General features: G+C 61.1%; 17 protein-coding genes. 15 read left to right on the forward strand and 2 right to left on the reverse strand.

All coding sequences use genetic code 11. The features are described from left to right. The first annotated feature begins 9 nt into the window (after positions 1 to 9). On the forward strand, positions 10 to 1056 hold the full coding sequence (locus OIN59_RS06745; RefSeq protein WP_274108403.1) for a S49 family peptidase: 1047 nt from the start codon (positions 10 to 12) through the stop codon (positions 1054 to 1056). Positions 1057 to 1321: 265 nt separating this feature from the next. On the opposite strand, the gene OIN59_RS06750 is transcribed toward OIN59_RS06745, so the two are convergent. Together OIN59_RS06750 and OIN59_RS06755 are read right to left on the reverse strand one after the other, a co-directional pair. Continuing rightward, the gene (locus OIN59_RS06750; RefSeq protein WP_274108405.1) at positions 1322 to 2098 is read right to left on the reverse strand and encodes an SAM-dependent methyltransferase; all 777 of its coding nucleotides are present in this window, start codon (positions 2096 to 2098) and stop codon (positions 1322 to 1324) included. After that, positions 2095 to 2694: a Maf family nucleotide pyrophosphatase gene (locus OIN59_RS06755; protein ID WP_274108407.1), complete on the reverse strand. Its 600-nt coding sequence runs from the start codon at positions 2692 to 2694 to the stop codon at positions 2095 to 2097. Before OIN59_RS06755 ends, OIN59_RS06750 begins: the two co-directional genes overlap by 4 nt. Positions 2695 to 2719: 25 nt before the next feature. Between OIN59_RS06755 and OIN59_RS06760 the strand changes: the two genes are divergently transcribed. The 14 genes from OIN59_RS06760 (at position 2720) to lepB (ending at position 17043) form a co-directional block, all read left to right on the forward strand. Continuing rightward, the gene (locus tag OIN59_RS06760; RefSeq protein WP_274108409.1) at positions 2720 to 3268 is read left to right on the forward strand and encodes a YceD family protein; all 549 of its coding nucleotides are present in this window, start codon (positions 2720 to 2722) and stop codon (positions 3266 to 3268) included. Positions 3269 to 3379: 111 nt separating this feature from the next. Continuing rightward, entirely contained in the window at positions 3380 to 3562 is a 183-nt protein-coding gene (rpmF, locus tag OIN59_RS06765) for a 50S ribosomal protein L32 (RefSeq protein WP_005794249.1), read from the forward strand. A 107-nt stretch (positions 3563 to 3669) separates the two neighbouring features. Beyond that, complete coding sequence (plsX, locus tag OIN59_RS06770) at positions 3670 to 4722, forward strand: phosphate acyltransferase PlsX (protein ID WP_274108449.1); 1053 nt, start codon at positions 3670 to 3672, stop codon at positions 4720 to 4722. Further along, entirely contained in the window at positions 4722 to 5699 is a 978-nt protein-coding gene (locus OIN59_RS06775; RefSeq protein ID WP_274108451.1) for a beta-ketoacyl-ACP synthase III, read from the forward strand. The genes plsX and OIN59_RS06775 overlap by 1 nt, the downstream gene beginning before the upstream one ends. 59 nt (positions 5700 to 5758) lie before the next feature. Beyond that, the gene (gene fabD, locus OIN59_RS06780) at positions 5759 to 6709 is read left to right on the forward strand and encodes an ACP S-malonyltransferase (RefSeq protein ID WP_274108453.1); all 951 of its coding nucleotides are present in this window, start codon (positions 5759 to 5761) and stop codon (positions 6707 to 6709) included. After that, a complete protein-coding gene (gene fabG / locus OIN59_RS06785) occupies positions 6706 to 7455 on the forward strand; it encodes a 3-oxoacyl-ACP reductase FabG (RefSeq protein ID WP_274108455.1) in 750 nt (249 codons plus the stop codon). Before fabD ends, fabG begins: the two co-directional genes overlap by 4 nt. A gap of 103 nt (positions 7456 to 7558) precedes the next feature. After that, positions 7559 to 7798 (forward strand): acyl carrier protein, encoded by a 240-nt coding sequence (gene acpP, locus OIN59_RS06790; RefSeq protein ID WP_003058049.1) that lies wholly within the window; start codon positions 7559 to 7561, stop codon positions 7796 to 7798. A 48-nt stretch (positions 7799 to 7846) separates the two neighbouring features. Then, positions 7847 to 9091 (forward strand): beta-ketoacyl-ACP synthase II, encoded by a 1245-nt coding sequence (gene fabF, locus OIN59_RS06795; RefSeq protein ID WP_274108509.1) that lies wholly within the window; start codon positions 7847 to 7849, stop codon positions 9089 to 9091. 643 nt (positions 9092 to 9734) lie between these two features. Further along, positions 9735 to 10361: an RNA polymerase sigma factor RpoE gene (gene rpoE, locus OIN59_RS06800; RefSeq protein ID WP_056646232.1), complete on the forward strand. Its 627-nt coding sequence runs from the start codon at positions 9735 to 9737 to the stop codon at positions 10359 to 10361. A 9-nt stretch (positions 10362 to 10370) separates the two neighbouring features. Continuing rightward, complete coding sequence (locus OIN59_RS06805; protein WP_274108512.1) at positions 10371 to 11021, forward strand: sigma-E factor negative regulatory protein; 651 nt, start codon at positions 10371 to 10373, stop codon at positions 11019 to 11021. 36 nt (positions 11022 to 11057) lie between these two features. After that, positions 11058 to 12119, forward strand: coding sequence for a MucB/RseB C-terminal domain-containing protein (locus tag OIN59_RS06810; protein WP_274108514.1), 1062 nt, complete (start codon positions 11058 to 11060; stop codon positions 12117 to 12119). 160 nt (positions 12120 to 12279) lie between these two features. After that, positions 12280 to 13749 carry a Do family serine endopeptidase gene (locus OIN59_RS06815; protein ID WP_274108516.1) on the forward strand — a complete coding sequence of 490 codons (1470 nt, stop codon included), beginning with the start codon at positions 12280 to 12282 and terminating at the stop codon, positions 13747 to 13749. A gap of 511 nt (positions 13750 to 14260) precedes the next feature. Further along, complete coding sequence (gene lepA / locus OIN59_RS06820; RefSeq protein ID WP_121943428.1) at positions 14261 to 16069, forward strand: translation elongation factor 4; 1809 nt, start codon at positions 14261 to 14263, stop codon at positions 16067 to 16069. Next, positions 16069 to 17043 carry a signal peptidase I gene (gene lepB, locus OIN59_RS06825; protein ID WP_274108519.1) on the forward strand — a complete coding sequence of 325 codons (975 nt, stop codon included), beginning with the start codon at positions 16069 to 16071 and terminating at the stop codon, positions 17041 to 17043. The genes lepA and lepB overlap by 1 nt, the downstream gene beginning before the upstream one ends. Positions 17044 to 17075: the final 32 nt, after the last annotated feature.

Here is a 17075-nt window from a genome sequence, read left to right on the forward strand (position 1 = left end):
ACGCATGACATGACAGACCCCCAGCAGCCCGGCTCGCCGGGCTTTGACCCTAAAAACAACTCCGCGCCCGATCTGTGGGCGCAAGCAGCTACTAATTCAGGAGCATCTGTGAGCGATTCATCGCGTGAACCCGGCTGGGAACGCGCCACGCTGGAAAAGCTGGCCTTTGCAGCCCTCAACGAGCAACGCAGTACCCGCCGCTGGAAGATCTTTTTCCGCCTGGCCTGGCTGGTGCTGTTTGTCACTGTCGCGTTCGTGGCTCTGCGCCAGGCATCGCCCAGCACCAGCATAAGCACGCCGCACACGGCGGTGGTGGACATCAAGGGCGAGATCGCCAGCGGTGCCGAGGCCAGCGCCGAGTTTGTGGTGGCCGCCATGCGCAGCGCGCTGGAGGATGAGGGCTCGCGGGCCCTGGTGTTGCTCATCAATTCGCCTGGCGGTAGCCCGGTGCAGGCTGGCATCATCAACGATGAGATCGTGCGCCTGAAGGCCAAGCACAACAAGCCGATCTACGCCGTGGTGGAAGAAACCTGCGCGTCGGCTGCGTACTACATCGCCGCCGCCGCCGACGACATCTACGTGGACAAGGCCAGCATCGTGGGCAGCATTGGCGTGCTGATGGACGGTTTTGGTTTTACGGGCGTGATGGAAAAGGTGGGTGTGGAGCGCCGCCTGCTTACGGCGGGTGAGAACAAGGGTTTTCTGGACCCCTTCAGCCCGCAGACCGAAAAGCAGCGCGCCTATGCGCAGACCATGCTCGACCAGATCCACCAGCAGTTCATTGCCGTGGTGAAGGCCGGGCGCGGTGACCGCCTCAAGACCACGCCCGACACGTTCAGCGGCTTGTTCTGGACCGGCCAGCAGGCCGTGGAAATGGGCTTGGCGGACAAGCTGGGCAACCTGGACTACGTGGCCCGCGAAGTGGTCAAGGCCGAAGACATCATTGATTACACCCGCCGAGACAACGTGGCCGAGCGCCTGGCCAAGCGGTTTGGCGCTGCCGTGGGCATGGGCGCAGTCAAGTCGCTGGCCGTCTCGGGACCGCAGTTGCGCTGACATCCGTTGGGGAGTCGGCAGGGGGGCGTGATCAACGCAAGACCTTGACTGCGGACCCTTCCACACGATTCAAAGCCCCGGCAGAGCTATCTCCCGGGGCTTTTTTGTGGGTGCGTGTTGCGCAGTGCCTCGGTCCTGGTGTGGGGGCGTTGTGAAGCGGTTTGAGGTGTTTTTGGGAGATTGCGCTAGTGTCATATGTCTCAGATGCTCCTAAATATGTAGCATTTAATGCGCAACTCCCTTGCCGTGCCGTGCCGCTTCTGTCTCAACGTCCCAGCGCAAACACCACGGGGGTACGGTTGTCCGGCGGCGCGGGCTGCTGTTTCCATTGGCGCATCAGCTGGCTTTGCACTCGTGCGTCGGGCAGGGTCAATCCGCTGGCCAGCGCCAGGCGGGTGTGGGGCTGCAGGGTCTGTACCAGTGCCTGCCACAGGGCAGGGTTGCGGTACGGGGTCTCGATGAACAGCTGGGTCTGGCCGGTGCGCAGCGCGATGCCCTCCAGCTCCTTGATGCGCTGTGCGCGCTCTTGCCCGTCTTGTGGCAGGTAGCCGACGAAGGCGAAGTTCTGCCCATTGAGGCCACTGGCTGCCAAGGCCAGCAGCAGCGATACCGGCCCCACCAGCGGTACCACGCGCAGGCCCAGGTCGTGGGCCGCCCGTACCACCGAAGAGCCAGGGTCGGCCACGGCGGGCATGCCGGCTTCGCTGACCAGTCCAATGTCATGCCCGTTCAGTGCTGCAGCCAGCAGGGGGCGGGCGTCGAACGGGGCCGAGCCTTTGTCGCCATGGTCCCCCTTCTTGTGGACTTCGCGGGGAAGTTCGGTGATCTGTTGCTGCTGCAGGGGGGCTGCCAGGGGGTGTAGCGCGTCGATGCGTTTGAGATAGGCTCGCGTGCTCTTGGCGTTTTCGCACACCCAATGGGTCAGGCGTGCTGCCGTCTGCAGGGTGGCCGAGGGCAGGGCGTCCTGCAGTGGGGCCTGGGTGTCGCAGCCAAAGTCGAGGGGGGCGGGCACCAGGTACAGCGTGCCGGTTTTTACGTTCATGGCAGCACCAGCCCCGCCGCGCGCAGCATGCGGCATGTCCGGATCAGCGGCAGCCCGATGAGGGCCGTGGGGTCGTCGCTGTGGATGGCGTCCAGCAGCGCAATGCCCAGGCCTTCGCTCTTGGCGCTGCCCGCGCAGTCGTAGGGCTGTTCGGCGCGCAGGTAGCGCTCGATTTCTTCGTCAGACAGGTCGCGGAACTTGACCTCCACCGGGGCGAGGTCCACCTGCTCAAAGCCGGTGGCGGCGCACACCACGGCCAGCGCCGTCTGGAACACCACGGTCTGGCCGCGCATCTGGCGCAGCTGTTGCACGGCGCGATCGTGCTGGCCTGGTTTGCCCAGCGGCTCGCCAGCAAGGTCGGCCACCTGGTCGGATCCGATCACAACCGCCTCGGGGTGTTGCCGCGCCACCGCATGCGCTTTGGCCAGTGCCAGGCGCAACGCCAGGGCGCGCGGGGCTTCGCCGGGCAGAGGGTTCTCATCGACATGGGGGGCTGCTACGTCGAAAGGCAGGTTCAGCCGCTCAAGCAATTCGCGCCGGTAGCGCGAGGTTGAGCCCAATACCAGAGGGCGTTGCAGGGAGGGGGATTGATGCATGCGCCGATTCTCTTACACTGCCGCCATGACTAAGGAATTCTCCGCACAGCGCCTCGACGTGAAAGCCTTCGCACAGGCTGGCGGTCGGCTGGCGGGCCACGACTCACTGCTGAAGTACGAACGCCTGGCGCAAGAGGCCAAAGGCCTGCACCCCGACTTGCTGGTGGACTGGGAGGCGACGGGCGAGGTGCGTACCGCGCTGGGAGGCATGGGGCAGGTCTGGTTGCACATCAAGGTGCGCGCCAGCTTCCCCATGGAGTGCCAGCGCTGCCTGACTCCGGTGGATGTCCCCCTGGAGGTGGATCGTGAGTTCCGCTTTGTGGCGGACGAAGCCACGGCCGAGGCGTTGGACGATGAGAGCGAAGAAGACCTGCTGGCCTTGAGTCGCGAGTTTGATTTGCATGAACTCATTGAAGACGAACTGCTGATGGCGTTGCCCGTGGTTCCCAAACACGACGAGTGCCCGAGCTCGGTGCCGCTGGCGTCTTCGGACGATGATTTTGAAGAAGCCAATGCCGAAAAGCCCAACCCCTTCGCGGCGCTGGCAGCCCTGCGCAAGGACGCCAAAGACTGATTCATCGACCCAAAAAGCATTTGGGTTATAATCGTGGGCTTCACGCGAACCCCATCGTGTCTTTTTGGGCTGATCGCGTTTTTACCAACCTATTCCAGATCAGGAGCCATCATGGCCGTTCAGCAAAACAAAAAGTCCCCTTCCAAGCGCGGCATGCACCGCTCGCACAATGCCCTGAACGTGCCAGGCATTGCTGTGGAACCCACCACCGGTGAAACGCACCTGCGTCACCACATCAGCCCCAACGGTTTCTACCGTGGCCGTCAGGTGCTGAAGAACAAGTCTGAAGCCTGACCTTCACTCCATCCAAAGGCCCGTTGCTACAAACCCTGTAGCGCGGGCCTTTGTTTTGACCGTCGTATTCATCTCTCGGCCCCCTGGGCCGGCCGGACAAGTCGCCCATGATCACACTGGCTGTTGACTGCATGGGGGGCGACCATGGCCCCCGCGTCACGCTCGCGGCGTGCCGCCAGTTTCTCGAACACCACCCCGATGCCCGTCTGCTGCTCGTTGGCCTGACGGACAGTCTGCAATCGTTTTCCCACGACCGTGCCACCATCGTTCCTGCCTCCGAAGTGGTGGCCATGGACGACCCGGTGGAGGTGGCCTTGCGCAAGAAGAAGGATTCTTCGATGCGCGTGGCCATTCAGCAAGTCAAGGATGGCACGGCTTCGGCGGCTGTCTCTGCTGGCAACACCGGTGCCTTGATGGCCATTGCCCGCTATCTGCTCAAGACACTGGACGGTATCGACCGCCCCGCTATTGCCACCCAGCTGCCCAACGCCACCGGTGGGGCCACCACGGTGCTGGACCTGGGGGCCAATGTGGACTGCTCGGCCGAGCATCTGCTGCAGTTTGCCGTGATGGGCTCGGCCCTGGTGTCGGTTCTTCAGGAGGGCGGCGAGCCCACCGTGGGGCTGCTGAACATTGGCGAGGAAGTCATTAAGGGCAGCGAAGTCATTAAAAAAGCGGGTGAATTGCTTCGATCTGCGGCTAATTCTGGCGATTTGAACTTCTACGGCAATGTTGAGGGCAACGACATCTTCAAGGGCACGGTGGATATCGTGGTCTGCGACGGCTTTGTGGGCAATGTGGCGCTCAAGGCCAGCGAAGGTGTCGCCTCGATGATCATTGGTGCGCTCAAAACCGAGTTTTCGCGTCATATTTTTACCAAAATCGCTGCCATCGTTGCTTATCCGATCCTAAAAGCTTTGATGAAGCGCATGGATTACCGCCGTTACAACGGCGCAGCGTTGCTGGGTCTGCGCGGCCTAGTGTTCAAGAGCCACGGATCGGCGGACGCCATGGCTTTCGAGCAGGCGTTGAACCGGGCGTATGATGCAGCCCGCAACAACCTGCTCGACCGTGTCCGGACCCGGATTGCGCATGCGGCGCCCCTGCTGGCGCCTGCAAATGCCCAGCCCCTGCCTGGCGTTGCGGCGACCGCACAATAATGAGACGTTATTCCCGTATTACCGGCACTGGCAGCTATTTGCCTCCCCGCCGGTTGACCAATGCCGATCTGGTTGCCGAACTCGGCCAGCGCGGTATCGAAACCTCCGACGAATGGATTGTGGAGCGCACCGGCATCCGGGCGCGCCACTTTGCTGCACCCGACGTCACGGCGAGTGACCTGGGTCTGGAGGCTGCGCGCAATGCCTTGCAGGCAGCCGGCTTGCAGCCGACCGATATCGATCTGATCATCGTGGCCACGTCCACGCCGGACATGGTGTTCCCGTCCGTTGCTTGTATCTTGCAGAACAAGCTGGGCGCGAATGGCTGCCCAGCCTTTGATGTGCAGGCGGTGTGCAGCGGTTTTGTCTATGCCTTGTCGGTGGCGGACGCCATGATTCAGACGGGGGCAGCGAAGCGCGCGCTGGTGGTCGGTGCGGAGGTTTTCAGTCGCATCTTGGACTTCAACGACCGCACGACTTGCGTGTTGTTTGGTGATGGGGCCGGTGCTGTGGTGCTGGAGGCTTCGGAGATCCCCGGCATCCTGTCGAGCGACCTGCACGCCGACGGCAAGCATGTCGATATCCTGTGCGTGCCGGGCAATGTGTCCGGCGGCCAAGTGCTCGGAGACCCGGTCCTCAAGATGGATGGACAGGCGGTCTTCAAGCTGGCCGTAGGGGTGCTGGAGAAGGCAGCCCACGCTGCTCTTGCCAAAGCAGGGCTGACCGAGGCTGATATCGACTGGCTGATCCCGCATCAGGCCAATATCCGCATCATGCAGGGCACTGCCCGCAAGCTGAAGATGTCCATGGACAAGGTGGTGGTCACTGTGGATCAGCACGGCAATACCTCGGCAGCGTCCATTCCTCTGGCGTTGGACCACGCGGTGCGCTCTGGTCAGGTCAAAAAGGGCGAGACCTTGCTGCTCGAAGGTGTGGGCGGTGGCTTCACCTGGGGCGCGGTGCTCCTGAAATTGTAGCTGCTAGCGCAATAAAGACGGGCGCTGCCGGCCAATTTCATCATAAATCTGGATTTTTCATGAAGTCTTTTGCATTTGTCTTTCCGGGGCAGGGCTCGCAGTCTGTGGGCATGCTCGACGGCTGGGGTGAGCACCCGGTGGTGGCGCAGACCCTGCAGGAAGCCTCGGATGCCCTGGGTGAGGATGTGGGCCTGCTGATCAAGGAAGGCCCCAAGGAGGCTTTGGCCCTGACCACGAATACCCAGCCGGTGATGCTGGTAGCGGGTGTAGCTGCTTGGCGCGTCTGGTGTGCCGAGGGGGGCGCAGCCCCGGTGGCCGTTGCTGGGCACTCGCTGGGTGAATACTCGGCCCTGGTGGCGGCTGGTGTGTTGACGCTGGCGCAGGCGGCTCCGCTGGTGCGACTGCGTGCTGCGGCCATGCAGGAGGCGGTGCCGGTCGGCACTGGCGCCATGGCTGCCATTTTGGGTATGGAGGCTTCCAGGGTCATCGCTGGCTGTGCCGAGGCCTTGGCATCGTTCGGGCCCGGTACTGCCGAGGTGGTCGAGGCGGTCAATTTCAACGACCCGATCCAGACCGTGATCGCTGGTACCAAGGCCGGTGTGGATAAGGCCTGCGAGGTGCTCAAGGCGGCGGGTGCCAAGCGTGCATTGCCACTGCCGGTGTCGGCGCCTTTTCACTCCAGCCTCATGAAGCCTGCTGCGGAAAAGCTGCGCGTGGCCTTGGCGGAAGTGGCTCTTGCTGCCCCGCAGATTCCGGTGGTCAACAACGTGGACGTGGCGGTGCAGCAAGACGCTGATGCCATTCGCGACGCGCTCTACCGCCAGGCCTTCGGCCCTGTGCGCTGGGTTGAATGCGTGCACGCGCTGAAGGCGCGCGGCGTGACGCATATTGTTGAATGTGGCCCCGGCAAGGTGCTGGCGGGCCTCACCAAGCGCATCGACCCCGAACTGGTTGGAGCGGTATTGTTTGACTCGGCCACGCTGGCCGAAACCAGGGAGTTGTTGGCATGACGGAATCGACCCAGACGGCAGCGCAAGTAGCGCTGGTGACCGGTGCATCACGCGGCATTGGTGCAGCCATTGCCCTGGAGCTTGCCGCGCGTGGCTACCACGTCGTTGGCACTGCCACTACCGATGAGGGCGCTGCGCGCATCAGTCAGGCGCTGTTGGCCTACTCCGGTTGCCGGGGTGCCAACCTGAATGTGAACGACGCCGCCGCCGTGGAGATGCTGATGGACGCCATCGTCAAGCAGCAAGGGGGGCTGCATGTGCTGGTGAACAATGCAGGCATCACGCGCGACACCCTGGCCATGCGCATGAAGGACGACGACTGGGATGCGGTGCTGGATACCAATCTCAAGGCCGTGTTTCGCGTGAGCCGCGCTGCGATCCGTCCGATGATGAAGCAGCGCTTTGGGCGCATCATCAGCATCACCAGCGTGGTGGGTGCGTCGGGCAATCCGGGTCAGGCCAACTACGCGGCTGCTAAGGCGGGCGTGGCGGGCATGACGCGCGCATTGGCCCGTGAGCTGGGCAGTCGCAACATCACTGTGAACTGCGTGGCCCCTGGTTTCATCGAGACCGACATGACCTCTGTGTTGCCCGAAGACCAGCAAAAAGCGCTCAATGCGCAGATCCCGCTGGGCCATATGGGCAAGCCTGCGGACATCGCACACGCAGTGGCATACCTCGCCTCGCGCGAGGCTGGCTATGTGACGGGGCAGGAGTTGCACGTCAATGGCGGCATGTACATGTAGTTGTTGAAAGTTAACGCCGGTTCATCCGGACGGCGGGTCGTTTAGGGGCTTCTCCTTAAGCGGCTAGAATCGCGGATTCATTCACAACCCCCAGAGGGAAACCATGAGCGATATCGAAGCACGCGTCAAAAAAATCATTGCCGAACAACTCGGTGTGGAAGAGTCCCAAGTCACCAATGAAAAGGCCTTCGTGGCAGACCTCGGTGCCGACTCGCTCGACACGGTGGAACTGGTGATGGCTCTGGAAGACGAATTCGGCATCGAGATCCCGGACGAAGACGCCGAGAAGATCACCACGGTGCAAAACGCCATCGACTACGCCAACACTCACCAGAAGGCCTGAGCGGCGCCCTGCGCCTGACTCAAGCGATCAGCAGAAGGTTTTATACGCATGAGCCGTCGTCGCGTTGTCGTGACCGGCCTGGGTTGCGTCAGCCCCGTGGGTAACACGGTGGCCGAGTCCTGGGCCAATCTCCTTGCCGGCCAGTCCGGCATTGATCTCATCACCAAGTTCGATGCGTCGAACTTCGCCTGCAAGATTGCGGGAGAGGTCAAAGGTCTTGACCTGGAGTCGTACATCAGCGCCAAGGATGCGCGCGCGATGGATGCCTTTATCCACTACGGCATCGCTGCTGCGGCGCAGGCCGTGCAGGACGCGGGGCTTCCCACGGGGGAAGCGCTCAGTGAGGAGTTCGCTACACGCATAGCCTGCGTGATCGGCTCTGGCATTGGTGGCCTCCCGCTGATCGAAAACACCCACGCCGAACTGGTCAGCCGCGGACCACGGCGTATCACGCCATTTTTTGTGCCTGCGTCCATCATCAATATGGTGGCAGGGCATGTGTCCATGCGCTTTGGCTTTAAGGGCCCCAACCTTGCTGTGGTGACTGCCTGCACAACAGGCCTGCATTGCATCGGCGAGGGCGGGCGCATGATCGAATACGGCGATGCAGACGTGGTTGTGGCGGGCGGTACCGAATCCACGGTATCCCCGCTGGGCATTGGCGGATTTGCCGCCATGCGGGCACTGTCCACCCGTAACGACGATCCCAAGACGGCATCCCGCCCCTGGGACAAGGACCGAGACGGTTTTGTGCTGGGCGAAGGCGCTGGTGTGATGGTGCTCGAAGAGTACGAACACGCCAAAGCCCGTGGTGCCAAGATTTATGCCGAACTCAGCGGTTTTGGCATGAGCGCAGATGCGGGTCACATGACGGCACCCAGCATGGATGGGCCCCGGCGTGCCATGCTCAATGCGCTGCGCAATGCCAGGATGAATGCCGATCAGGTGGACTATCTCAACGCCCATGGCACCTCCACTCCCCTGGGTGACATCAACGAGACCAACGCGATCAAGGCGGCCTTGGGCGACCATGCCTACAAGACCGTTGTGAGCTCGACCAAATCCATGACGGGCCATTTGCTCGGCGGTGCGGGGGGTATCGAGAGCGTGTTCACCGTGCTGGCACTGCACGAACAAAAAGTGCCGCCCACCATCAACCTGTTCAACCAGGATCCGGAGTGTGATCTTGACTACTGCGCCAATACGGCACGGGACATGAAGATCGATGTGGCTGTCAAAAACAACTTCGGTTTTGGCGGCACCAACGGAACGCTGGTGTTCAAACGCGTCTGATTTCGCTTCGATATCACGGGCTCGGTCGCAGCCCGCGTTGTTTGCTGGCCTCTAGCCAGCGGACCTGCGGCCGTGGTGTCGGTTTGGCATCGCGCTGGGGCTTGACCTATCGGCCGAAGAGGGCGGGCTTGTGACACAGCTTTCGCGGCGACCCCCTGCTGTGCGGTATTTGCTGCGGCGCAGTCGGGTCTTGGGCGTGCTGTTGGCTGCTTTGGTGCTAGCCGGTGCTTTCGTTTTGGTTGCCTGGGTGGCTCTGGGAACCCGTGCTGCCCATCCGTCCATCTTGGTGGCCCTCGGCCTGTGGGTATCGGCATTGGCGGGGGCGACGCATTTTTGGTGGAGCCAACCCCGTGGAGTGCTGCAGTTTGATGGCCAAATCTGGATGTTGAACCGCGTGTTGCCCACCAGCATGCTGCTGGCGCTTTCAGCGCCCCCTGAGGTGCTTTTGGACTTGCAGGGGTATCTGTGGGTGCGCGCCTTGCCCGTCGGACATTCGCCTCTGTGGTTGTGGCTGGAGCGCTCCAGTCAGCCAGAGCGCTGGATGGACTTGCGTCGTGCGGTATATTCGCGCGCCAGATCGGGCGTTGTCAACGCTGACGAAACCGCCCGGCAAGCTGCCGCAGGGCGTGAATCCTGAGTATCCATGACTGTCATTCCGCCTTCCCCCTCCGAAGATAGCGACCTCCAACTGGTGGAGCGCACGGTAGCGGGCGACCAGCGCGCCTATGAATTGCTGGTCATCAAATACCAACGCCGCATCGAACGTCTGATTGGGCGCATGGTGCGCGACACGGACTCGGTTCAGGACATTGCGCAGGAAACCTTCATTCGCGCCTACCGGGCGCTGCATCAGTTTCGTGGCGACGCCCAGTTCTACACCTGGCTGTACCGGATTGCCGTCAACACAGCCAAGAAGGCGCTGATGGACATGAAGCGCAATCCGGTCATTTCCGAAAATGCCTTCCGGGGTTCCGAGGACGAAGATGAAACTTCCCGCCTTGGACACGAACTAACCAGCGACGAAACCCCCGAAACTGTCTTGGCGGCCCAGGAAATTGCCCAGGTCGTGAATGCAGCCATGGAGGCCTTGCCCGACGATCTGCGCCAAGCGGTCACGTTGCGGGAGATCGAGGGGCTCAGTTACGAAGAAATTGCCACCGCGATGGGGTGTCCCATCGGTACGGTGCGATCTCGAATTTTCCGGGCGCGCGAAGCCATTTCGGCCAAAGTGCGTCCCTTGCTCGAAAACCAGTCGGGCAAACGGTGGTGAGGTGATCGAATGAACAAGGCGGAAACAGGTATCAATGCCTCGGCGGGTGTCAGCTTGCCCGGGGGGGGGCGGGGCGAACAGCTATCGGCGCTGGCGGATGGACAACTGCAAGGCGATGAGTTCGCGGCGGCGCTGGCCTGGGCGGCAGAAGATGAGGGACGCGACACGTGGGAGGTATATCACCTCGTGGGAGATGTGTTGCGCTCTTCGGACTTGGCGCGGCCAGCGAATCCAGCGTTTCTCTCCCGCTTGCGCGAAGAGCTTGCCAAAGAGGCTCCGCCACAGCGTCCCCAGGTTCCCGCCCAACTGGACATCGTGGCGGCCAATCTGCCTGTGGCCGCCAACGCTTCGGTGTTCCGTTGGAAGATGGTGGCGGGTTTTGCGTCACTGGCCGCCGTGGCAGCCATTGGCTGGACTTCGTTCTCCCAACTCCAGGGCGTGGGCGGGGCGGGGGCGCAGTTAGCTGCTGCCCCTGAGCGCGCGGCGTCCCAAGGGGCACCCGTTGTGGCTGTTGCGGATGCAGACGGCCAGCAGGTGATGATCCGGGACCCTCGGTTGGACGAGTTGCTGGCGGCTCATAAGCAGTTTGGCAGTACATCGGCCTTGCAAATGCCTGCTGGCTTCTTGCGCAACGCCACCTTTGAGACCCCCGGCCGCTGAATCGTGGATGGTAATTTCTGGCGCTGAGATGGTGTGATGAACCCCTCTGGAGTAGCGAAGGTCTTTGGAATTCCCCGGGTTCGACGGCTTGGCTCGTTGATAGCGGCCGCGCTGTGCGGGTTGTGTGTGGCGCCTGCTGCGGGGGCTCCCGCTGCATCTTCCGAGTCACCTGCCAGCGCAGTGGCAGAGCGCGATATGGTGCAGTGGGTCGAGCGCATGCACAACGCACCCTGCAGCCGCGCCTATGCCGGGACCTTTGTGGTGTTGTCGGCCAACGGGGCCATGTCCAGCTCGCGCATCTGGCATGCATGTGATGGTCGGCAACAACTAGAGCGGGTCGAATCGCTCAGTGGCACACCGCGCACGGTCTATCGCCGTAATGACGAGGTTCGTACCTTCCTGCCCCAGGCGCGTGTTGTGCGGTCAGACCGTCGCGATGCGTCCGGGCTCTTTCCGCGCGTACCTGTGGTCAGTGGCACATCGATCGCCCAGTTCTACACACCCCGCCTGCTGGGGCAGGAGCGGGTGGCTGGCTTTGTGTCGGACGTGGTCTGGTTTCAGCCTACGGATACCCTGCGCTTCGGTTACCGGCTCTGGAGCGAGCGCGAAACCGGGCTGGTGGTGAAACTGCAGACGTTGGCTGCTGACGGTAGGGTCTTGGAGCAAGCGGCTTTTTCCGAGCTGGATCTCAATGCTCCGGTGAAGGTCGATCAGCTGTCGCGTCTGATGGATGCCATTTCGGGCTACAAGGTGGTGGCACCTTCCGTGGTCAAGACGACGGCCAAGGCCGAGGGCTGGGCCTTGCGGCAGCCCGTCGCGGGTTTTGTGCCTGTCAGTTGCCACCGAAGGGCGGTGTCTGATGCGCCGGATGCCCCCAGTGTTCTGCAGTGTCTGTATTCCGACGGGCTGGCCTCGGTATCTTTGTTCATGGAGCCCTTCGACCCACAGCGCCATCCCGTGCAGCCCCAGCTGTCCAGCATGGGTGCCACACAGTTGCTGGCCCAGCGTGGGCCGTCAGACATGTGGCTCACTGCGGTGGGAGAGGTTCCATTGCAGACCTTGCGTCTTTTTGTGGGCCAACTGGACCGCCTGCGCTGACGGCCGTAGTGCAGATTCTTGGGCCCACCACATTCGGGTCTGTTCCGGGCTGTGGGGACATGAAGCGCGCCACACGCCCGGGGAACCATTTGGCGCCACACTCTTCACAGTCACACACAATTCATGAACAGCATTCGCCAAGAATCAAGAAAGGTCGAAGATGCCGAAGTTTGATGGAAGTATGTTGCGTTCGGTGGCAGTGGCATGCCTGATGGGCGGTCTGGTCACCGCCTCGGTAGTGCCTCATGCGGCGTTGGCACAATCCGCGCCGTTGGTTCGAGGTTTGCCGGACTTCACCGATCTTGTGGACCAGGTGGGGCCTTCAGTGGTCAATATCCGCACCGTGGAGAAAGCGTCCAGTCGGGCCAATGCCAATGGCATGGACGAAGAGATGCTGGAGTTCTTTCGCCGGTTCGGAGTGCCCATCCCCAATGCTCCACGTCAGCAGCGGCCCCAACGGCCTCAGCAGGAAGAAGAGCCGCAACCACGCGGCGTAGGCTCGGGGTTCATCTTGACCTCCGATGGTTTTGTGATGACCAACGCGCATGTGGTTGAAGGTGCCGACGAGGTCATCGTGACCTTGACCGACAAGCGCGAGTTCAAGGCGCGCATCGTGGGCGCAGACAAGCGCACCGACGTTGCCGTGGTGAAGATTGAGGCGTCTGGGCTGCCTGCTGTGAAAGTGGGGGATGTGAGCCGCCTGCGCGTGGGTGAGTGGGTAATGGCGATCGGCTCGCCCTTTGGGCTGGAAAACACGGTCACTGCGGGCATCGTCAGTGCCAAGCAGCGTGATACGGGAGACTATCTGCCCTTCATCCAGACAGACGTGGCTATCAACCCCGGAAATTCTGGTGGGCCGCTCATCAACATGCGTGGGGAGGTGGTGGGCATCAACAGCCAGATCTATTCCCGCTCGGGCGGGTTCATGGGTATCTCGTTCGCCATTCCCATGGACGAGGCCATCCGTGTGAGTGAGCAGCTGCGAGCGTCGGGTCGTGTGACGCGTGGCCGTATCGGTGTACAGATCGGGCAAGTCACCAAGGATGTTGCTGAGTCGATTGGCCTGGGCAAGGCGCAAGGTGCCCTGGTGACTGGTGTGGAGGCAGGGTCGCCTGCCGATAAAGCGGGCGTGGAGGCGGGCGACATCATCACGCGCTTCGATGGCAAGCCCATCGAGAAAGTGGCAGACCTGCCGCGCCTGGTGGGGAACACCAAACCAGGCAACCGCAGTTCGGTGACGGTGTTCCGTCGCGGTGCGTCTCGTGATCTGGCCATCACCATCGCGGAGATTGAGCCTGACAAGCCAGCCACCAAAGTGACCGAGCGCGAGGAGAAGCCCAAAGCCTCTGCCGCTGCGCAGCAAATCGGCTTGTCGGTGACGGACCTGACGGATGTCCAGAAGAAAGAACTCAAGCTCAAGGGCGGAGTGGTGGTGGCTACCGCCACAGACGCGGCAGCACGCGCCGGCCTGCGGGAGGGGGACATCATCTTGTCGGTCGCCAACACCGAAGTGTCGGGCGTGAAGGAGTTTGAGTCCGTGCTGTCTAAGGCCGATAAGAACAAGTCCATCAACGTGCTGTATCGCCGTGGTGAGTGGGCGCAGTACGCGCTGATTCGTCCCGGCAAGTGAGCGTCACGCTACCCAAAAGTGGATGGCTCGGCACCGGGCGATTCCCTACCTCGTGAGGGGGCCATTGCGGTAGGTGATGACCTTTTTGCGGAGCATTTGGCAGTGTCTTGATCTGTCTAGATGTTAGCTTTTGCTAACTTTTTAGAGGTCCATCAACCAGTTTCGATAGAATAGAGACTTGCGTTCAACGCTTATCTGCATATCGACTGGCTCTCTGTTCACGATGTGGGATGTTTTTGTGCCATACACAGTTGATCCACAGCTCACCCACAAGTTGTCCAGCGTTGTACTTGTGCAGACTGTGTATAAACTGTGCATAAAATTCCTGTTGCACCCTGGCAACTTCCCTCGGATACCGAAGGGTGGGCTTTTTCGGGCGGCCTTTTTGCCTACAATGAAGCTCCAACTATCGCAGTTGCCAATGATTGTTGGTTCAGGGCGCGTCGCCACTCGACGCGCCCTTTTTTCTTGTGCGCGCTGTTTTAATTCAATCACTTGACGCTTTCCGTTGATGAATCACATCAGAAATTTTTCCATCATTGCGCACATCGACCATGGCAAGTCGACGCTTGCCGACCGCTTGATTCAGCGGTGCGGAGGTCTTGCAGACCGTGAGATGGAGGCCCAGGTTCTGGACTCGATGGATATCGAAAAAGAGCGTGGGATAACCATCAAGGCGCAGACCGCTGCGCTGCAGTACAAGGCTCAAGATGGACAGGTCTACAACCTCAATCTGATCGACACGCCGGGGCACGTGGACTTTTCTTATGAAGTGAGTCGTTCGCTGTCTGCATGTGAGGGCGCGCTGTTGGTGGTGGATGCATCGCAAGGGGTTGAAGCACAGACCGTGGCCAACTGCTACACCGCGCTGGACTTGGGTGTGGAAGTGGTGCCGGTGCTCAACAAGATGGATCTGCCCAATGCCGACCCGGACAACGCCAAGGCCGAAATCGAAGATGTGATTGGCATCGATGCCACCGACGCGATTCCTTGCTCTGCCAAGACCGGTATGGGCATCGATGAGATTCTGGAAGCGATTGTGGCCAAGGTGCCCGCACCACGTGGCAATGCCGACGGTCCACTGCGCGCGATGATCATCGACAGCTGGTTCGACAGTTATGTGGGCGTGGTCATGCTGGTGCGTGTGGTGGATGGCCGTTTGCTTAAGGGCGAACGCATCAAGATGATGGCCACGGGCGCGGTGTACAACGCCGACAACCTGGGGGTGTTCACCCCTGCCAACGAGCCGCGCAACTCACTCGACGCGGGGCAGGTGGGCTACATCATTGCTGGCATCAAGGAGTTGCAGGCCGCCAAGGTGGGCGACACCATCACGCTCGAAAAGAAGCTCCCCAACAACGCGGGACCCGCCACCGAAGCGCTGCCGGGCTTCAAGGAAATCCAGCCCCAGGTGTTTGCAGGTCTTTATCCCACCGAAGCCAGCGAGTACGACTCGTTGCGCGACGCCCTGGAAAAGCTCAAGCTCAACGACGCCTCGCTGCACTACGAGCCCGAGGTAAGTCAGGCGCTGGGCTTTGGGTTCCGCTGCGGCTTTCTGGGACTGCTGCACATGGAGATCGTGCAAGAGCGGCTGGAGCGCGAGTTCGACCAGGACCTCATCACGACCGCACCCAGCGTGGTCTATGAAGTGGTCAAGGCCGATGGCGAAGTGATCATGGTCGAGAATCCTTCCAAAATGCCCGACCAGGGACGTTTGGAGGAAATCCGCGAGCCCATCGTGACTGTGCACCTCTATATGCCGCAGGACTATGTGGGGCCGGTGATGACGCTGGCCAACCAGAAACGTGGTGTGCAGATGAACATGGCGTACCACGGTCGCCAGGTCATGCTCACTTACGAAATGCCGCTCGGTGAAATCGTGCTGGACTTTTTCGACAAGCTCAAATCGGTCTCGCGCGGCTACGCCTCCATGGACTATGAGTTCAAGGAGTACCGCGCCTCCGATGTGGTGAAGGTCGATATCCTGCTCAACGGTGAAAAGGTGGATGCCTTGTCCATCATCGTGCACCGCTCGCAGTCGCAGTACCGTGGACGCGCGGTGGTTGCCAAGATGCGCGAGATCATCAGCCGTCAGATGTACGACGTGGCCATCCAGGCCGCCATCGGGGCCAACATCATTGCGCGCGAGACCATCAAGGCGCTGAGAAAGAACGTGTTGGCCAAATGTTATGGGGGCGACATCACCCGCAAACGCAAGCTTCTTGAGAAGCAGAAAGCAGGCAAAAAGCGCATGAAACAGATCGGATCGGTCGAGGTGCCACAAGAGGCGTTTTTGGCCATTTTGCAGGTGGAAGACTGATGCAATTCATGCAAATTTTGACGTCACTGGTGCTGGCGGGCTTCGTTGGCTATATCGGTGCCTGGTATGCCGGCGCTATCGAGGGCAACTTTGCGCTGCTCCTGTTTCTGGCGACGGTCGTCACCGGCGTTTACTGGTTGGCTGAGCGCATTTATTTTCTGCCCCGGCGGCGCCGGGCGGCGCAGGCCATCGAGGATGCAGCCATCGAGCGGCGTGCAGAACTTGATCGTATGGGGATCCAGAAGGTAGATGTGGATGTGCAGGAAGCCAAGGGCCACATCCTCATGCAACCTTGGTGGTTGGACTGGACGGCGGGGTTGTTCCCGGTGATCGCTGCGGTGTTCTTCTTGCGCTCGTTTCTTTTCGAGCCCTTCAAGATTCCATCCGGCTCCATGATCCCAACCCTGCTCGTGGGCGACCTGATTCTTGTGAATAAATTCACTTACGGCATCCGGTTGCCTGTCATCAACACTCGATTGACCGAGGGCACCAGGCCAGCGCGCGGCGATGTTCTGGTGTTCCGTTATCCACCACAACCCAGCATGGACTACATCAAGCGCGTGGTAGGGGTGCCGGGCGATGAGGTGGCCTACATCAACAAGCGCCTCACCATCAACGGCAAAGCCGTTGACACCAAGGCCTTGCCCGAATTCTTTGAAGAAGACTCGATGCGGTACTTCAAGCAATTTGAAGAGCAACTGGGAGACCAGCCACATCGGCTGTTGAACAACCCTGATGTACCCGCCTTTGTGCAAGGCGCCAGCAATTTTGCCTATCGTGAAAACTGCCGCTACAGTGTGGAAGGCGTCACCTGCAAGGTACCGGAGGGGCACTACTTCATGATGGGCGATAACCGCGATAACTCGCTGGATTCCCGTTACTGGGGGTTCGTGCCTGAGGGCAATATTGTGGGCAAGGCCTTTTTTGTCTGGATGAATTTCGGTAGTCTCAAGCGCATCGGCGCGTTCCATTGAGCGCGAGCGGTCATACACAACATTGAGGGGGT

It is taken from the genome of Acidovorax benzenivorans (assembly GCF_028680575.1).
GTDB lineage: Bacteria > Pseudomonadota > Gammaproteobacteria > Burkholderiales > Burkholderiaceae_C > Acidovorax > Acidovorax benzenivorans.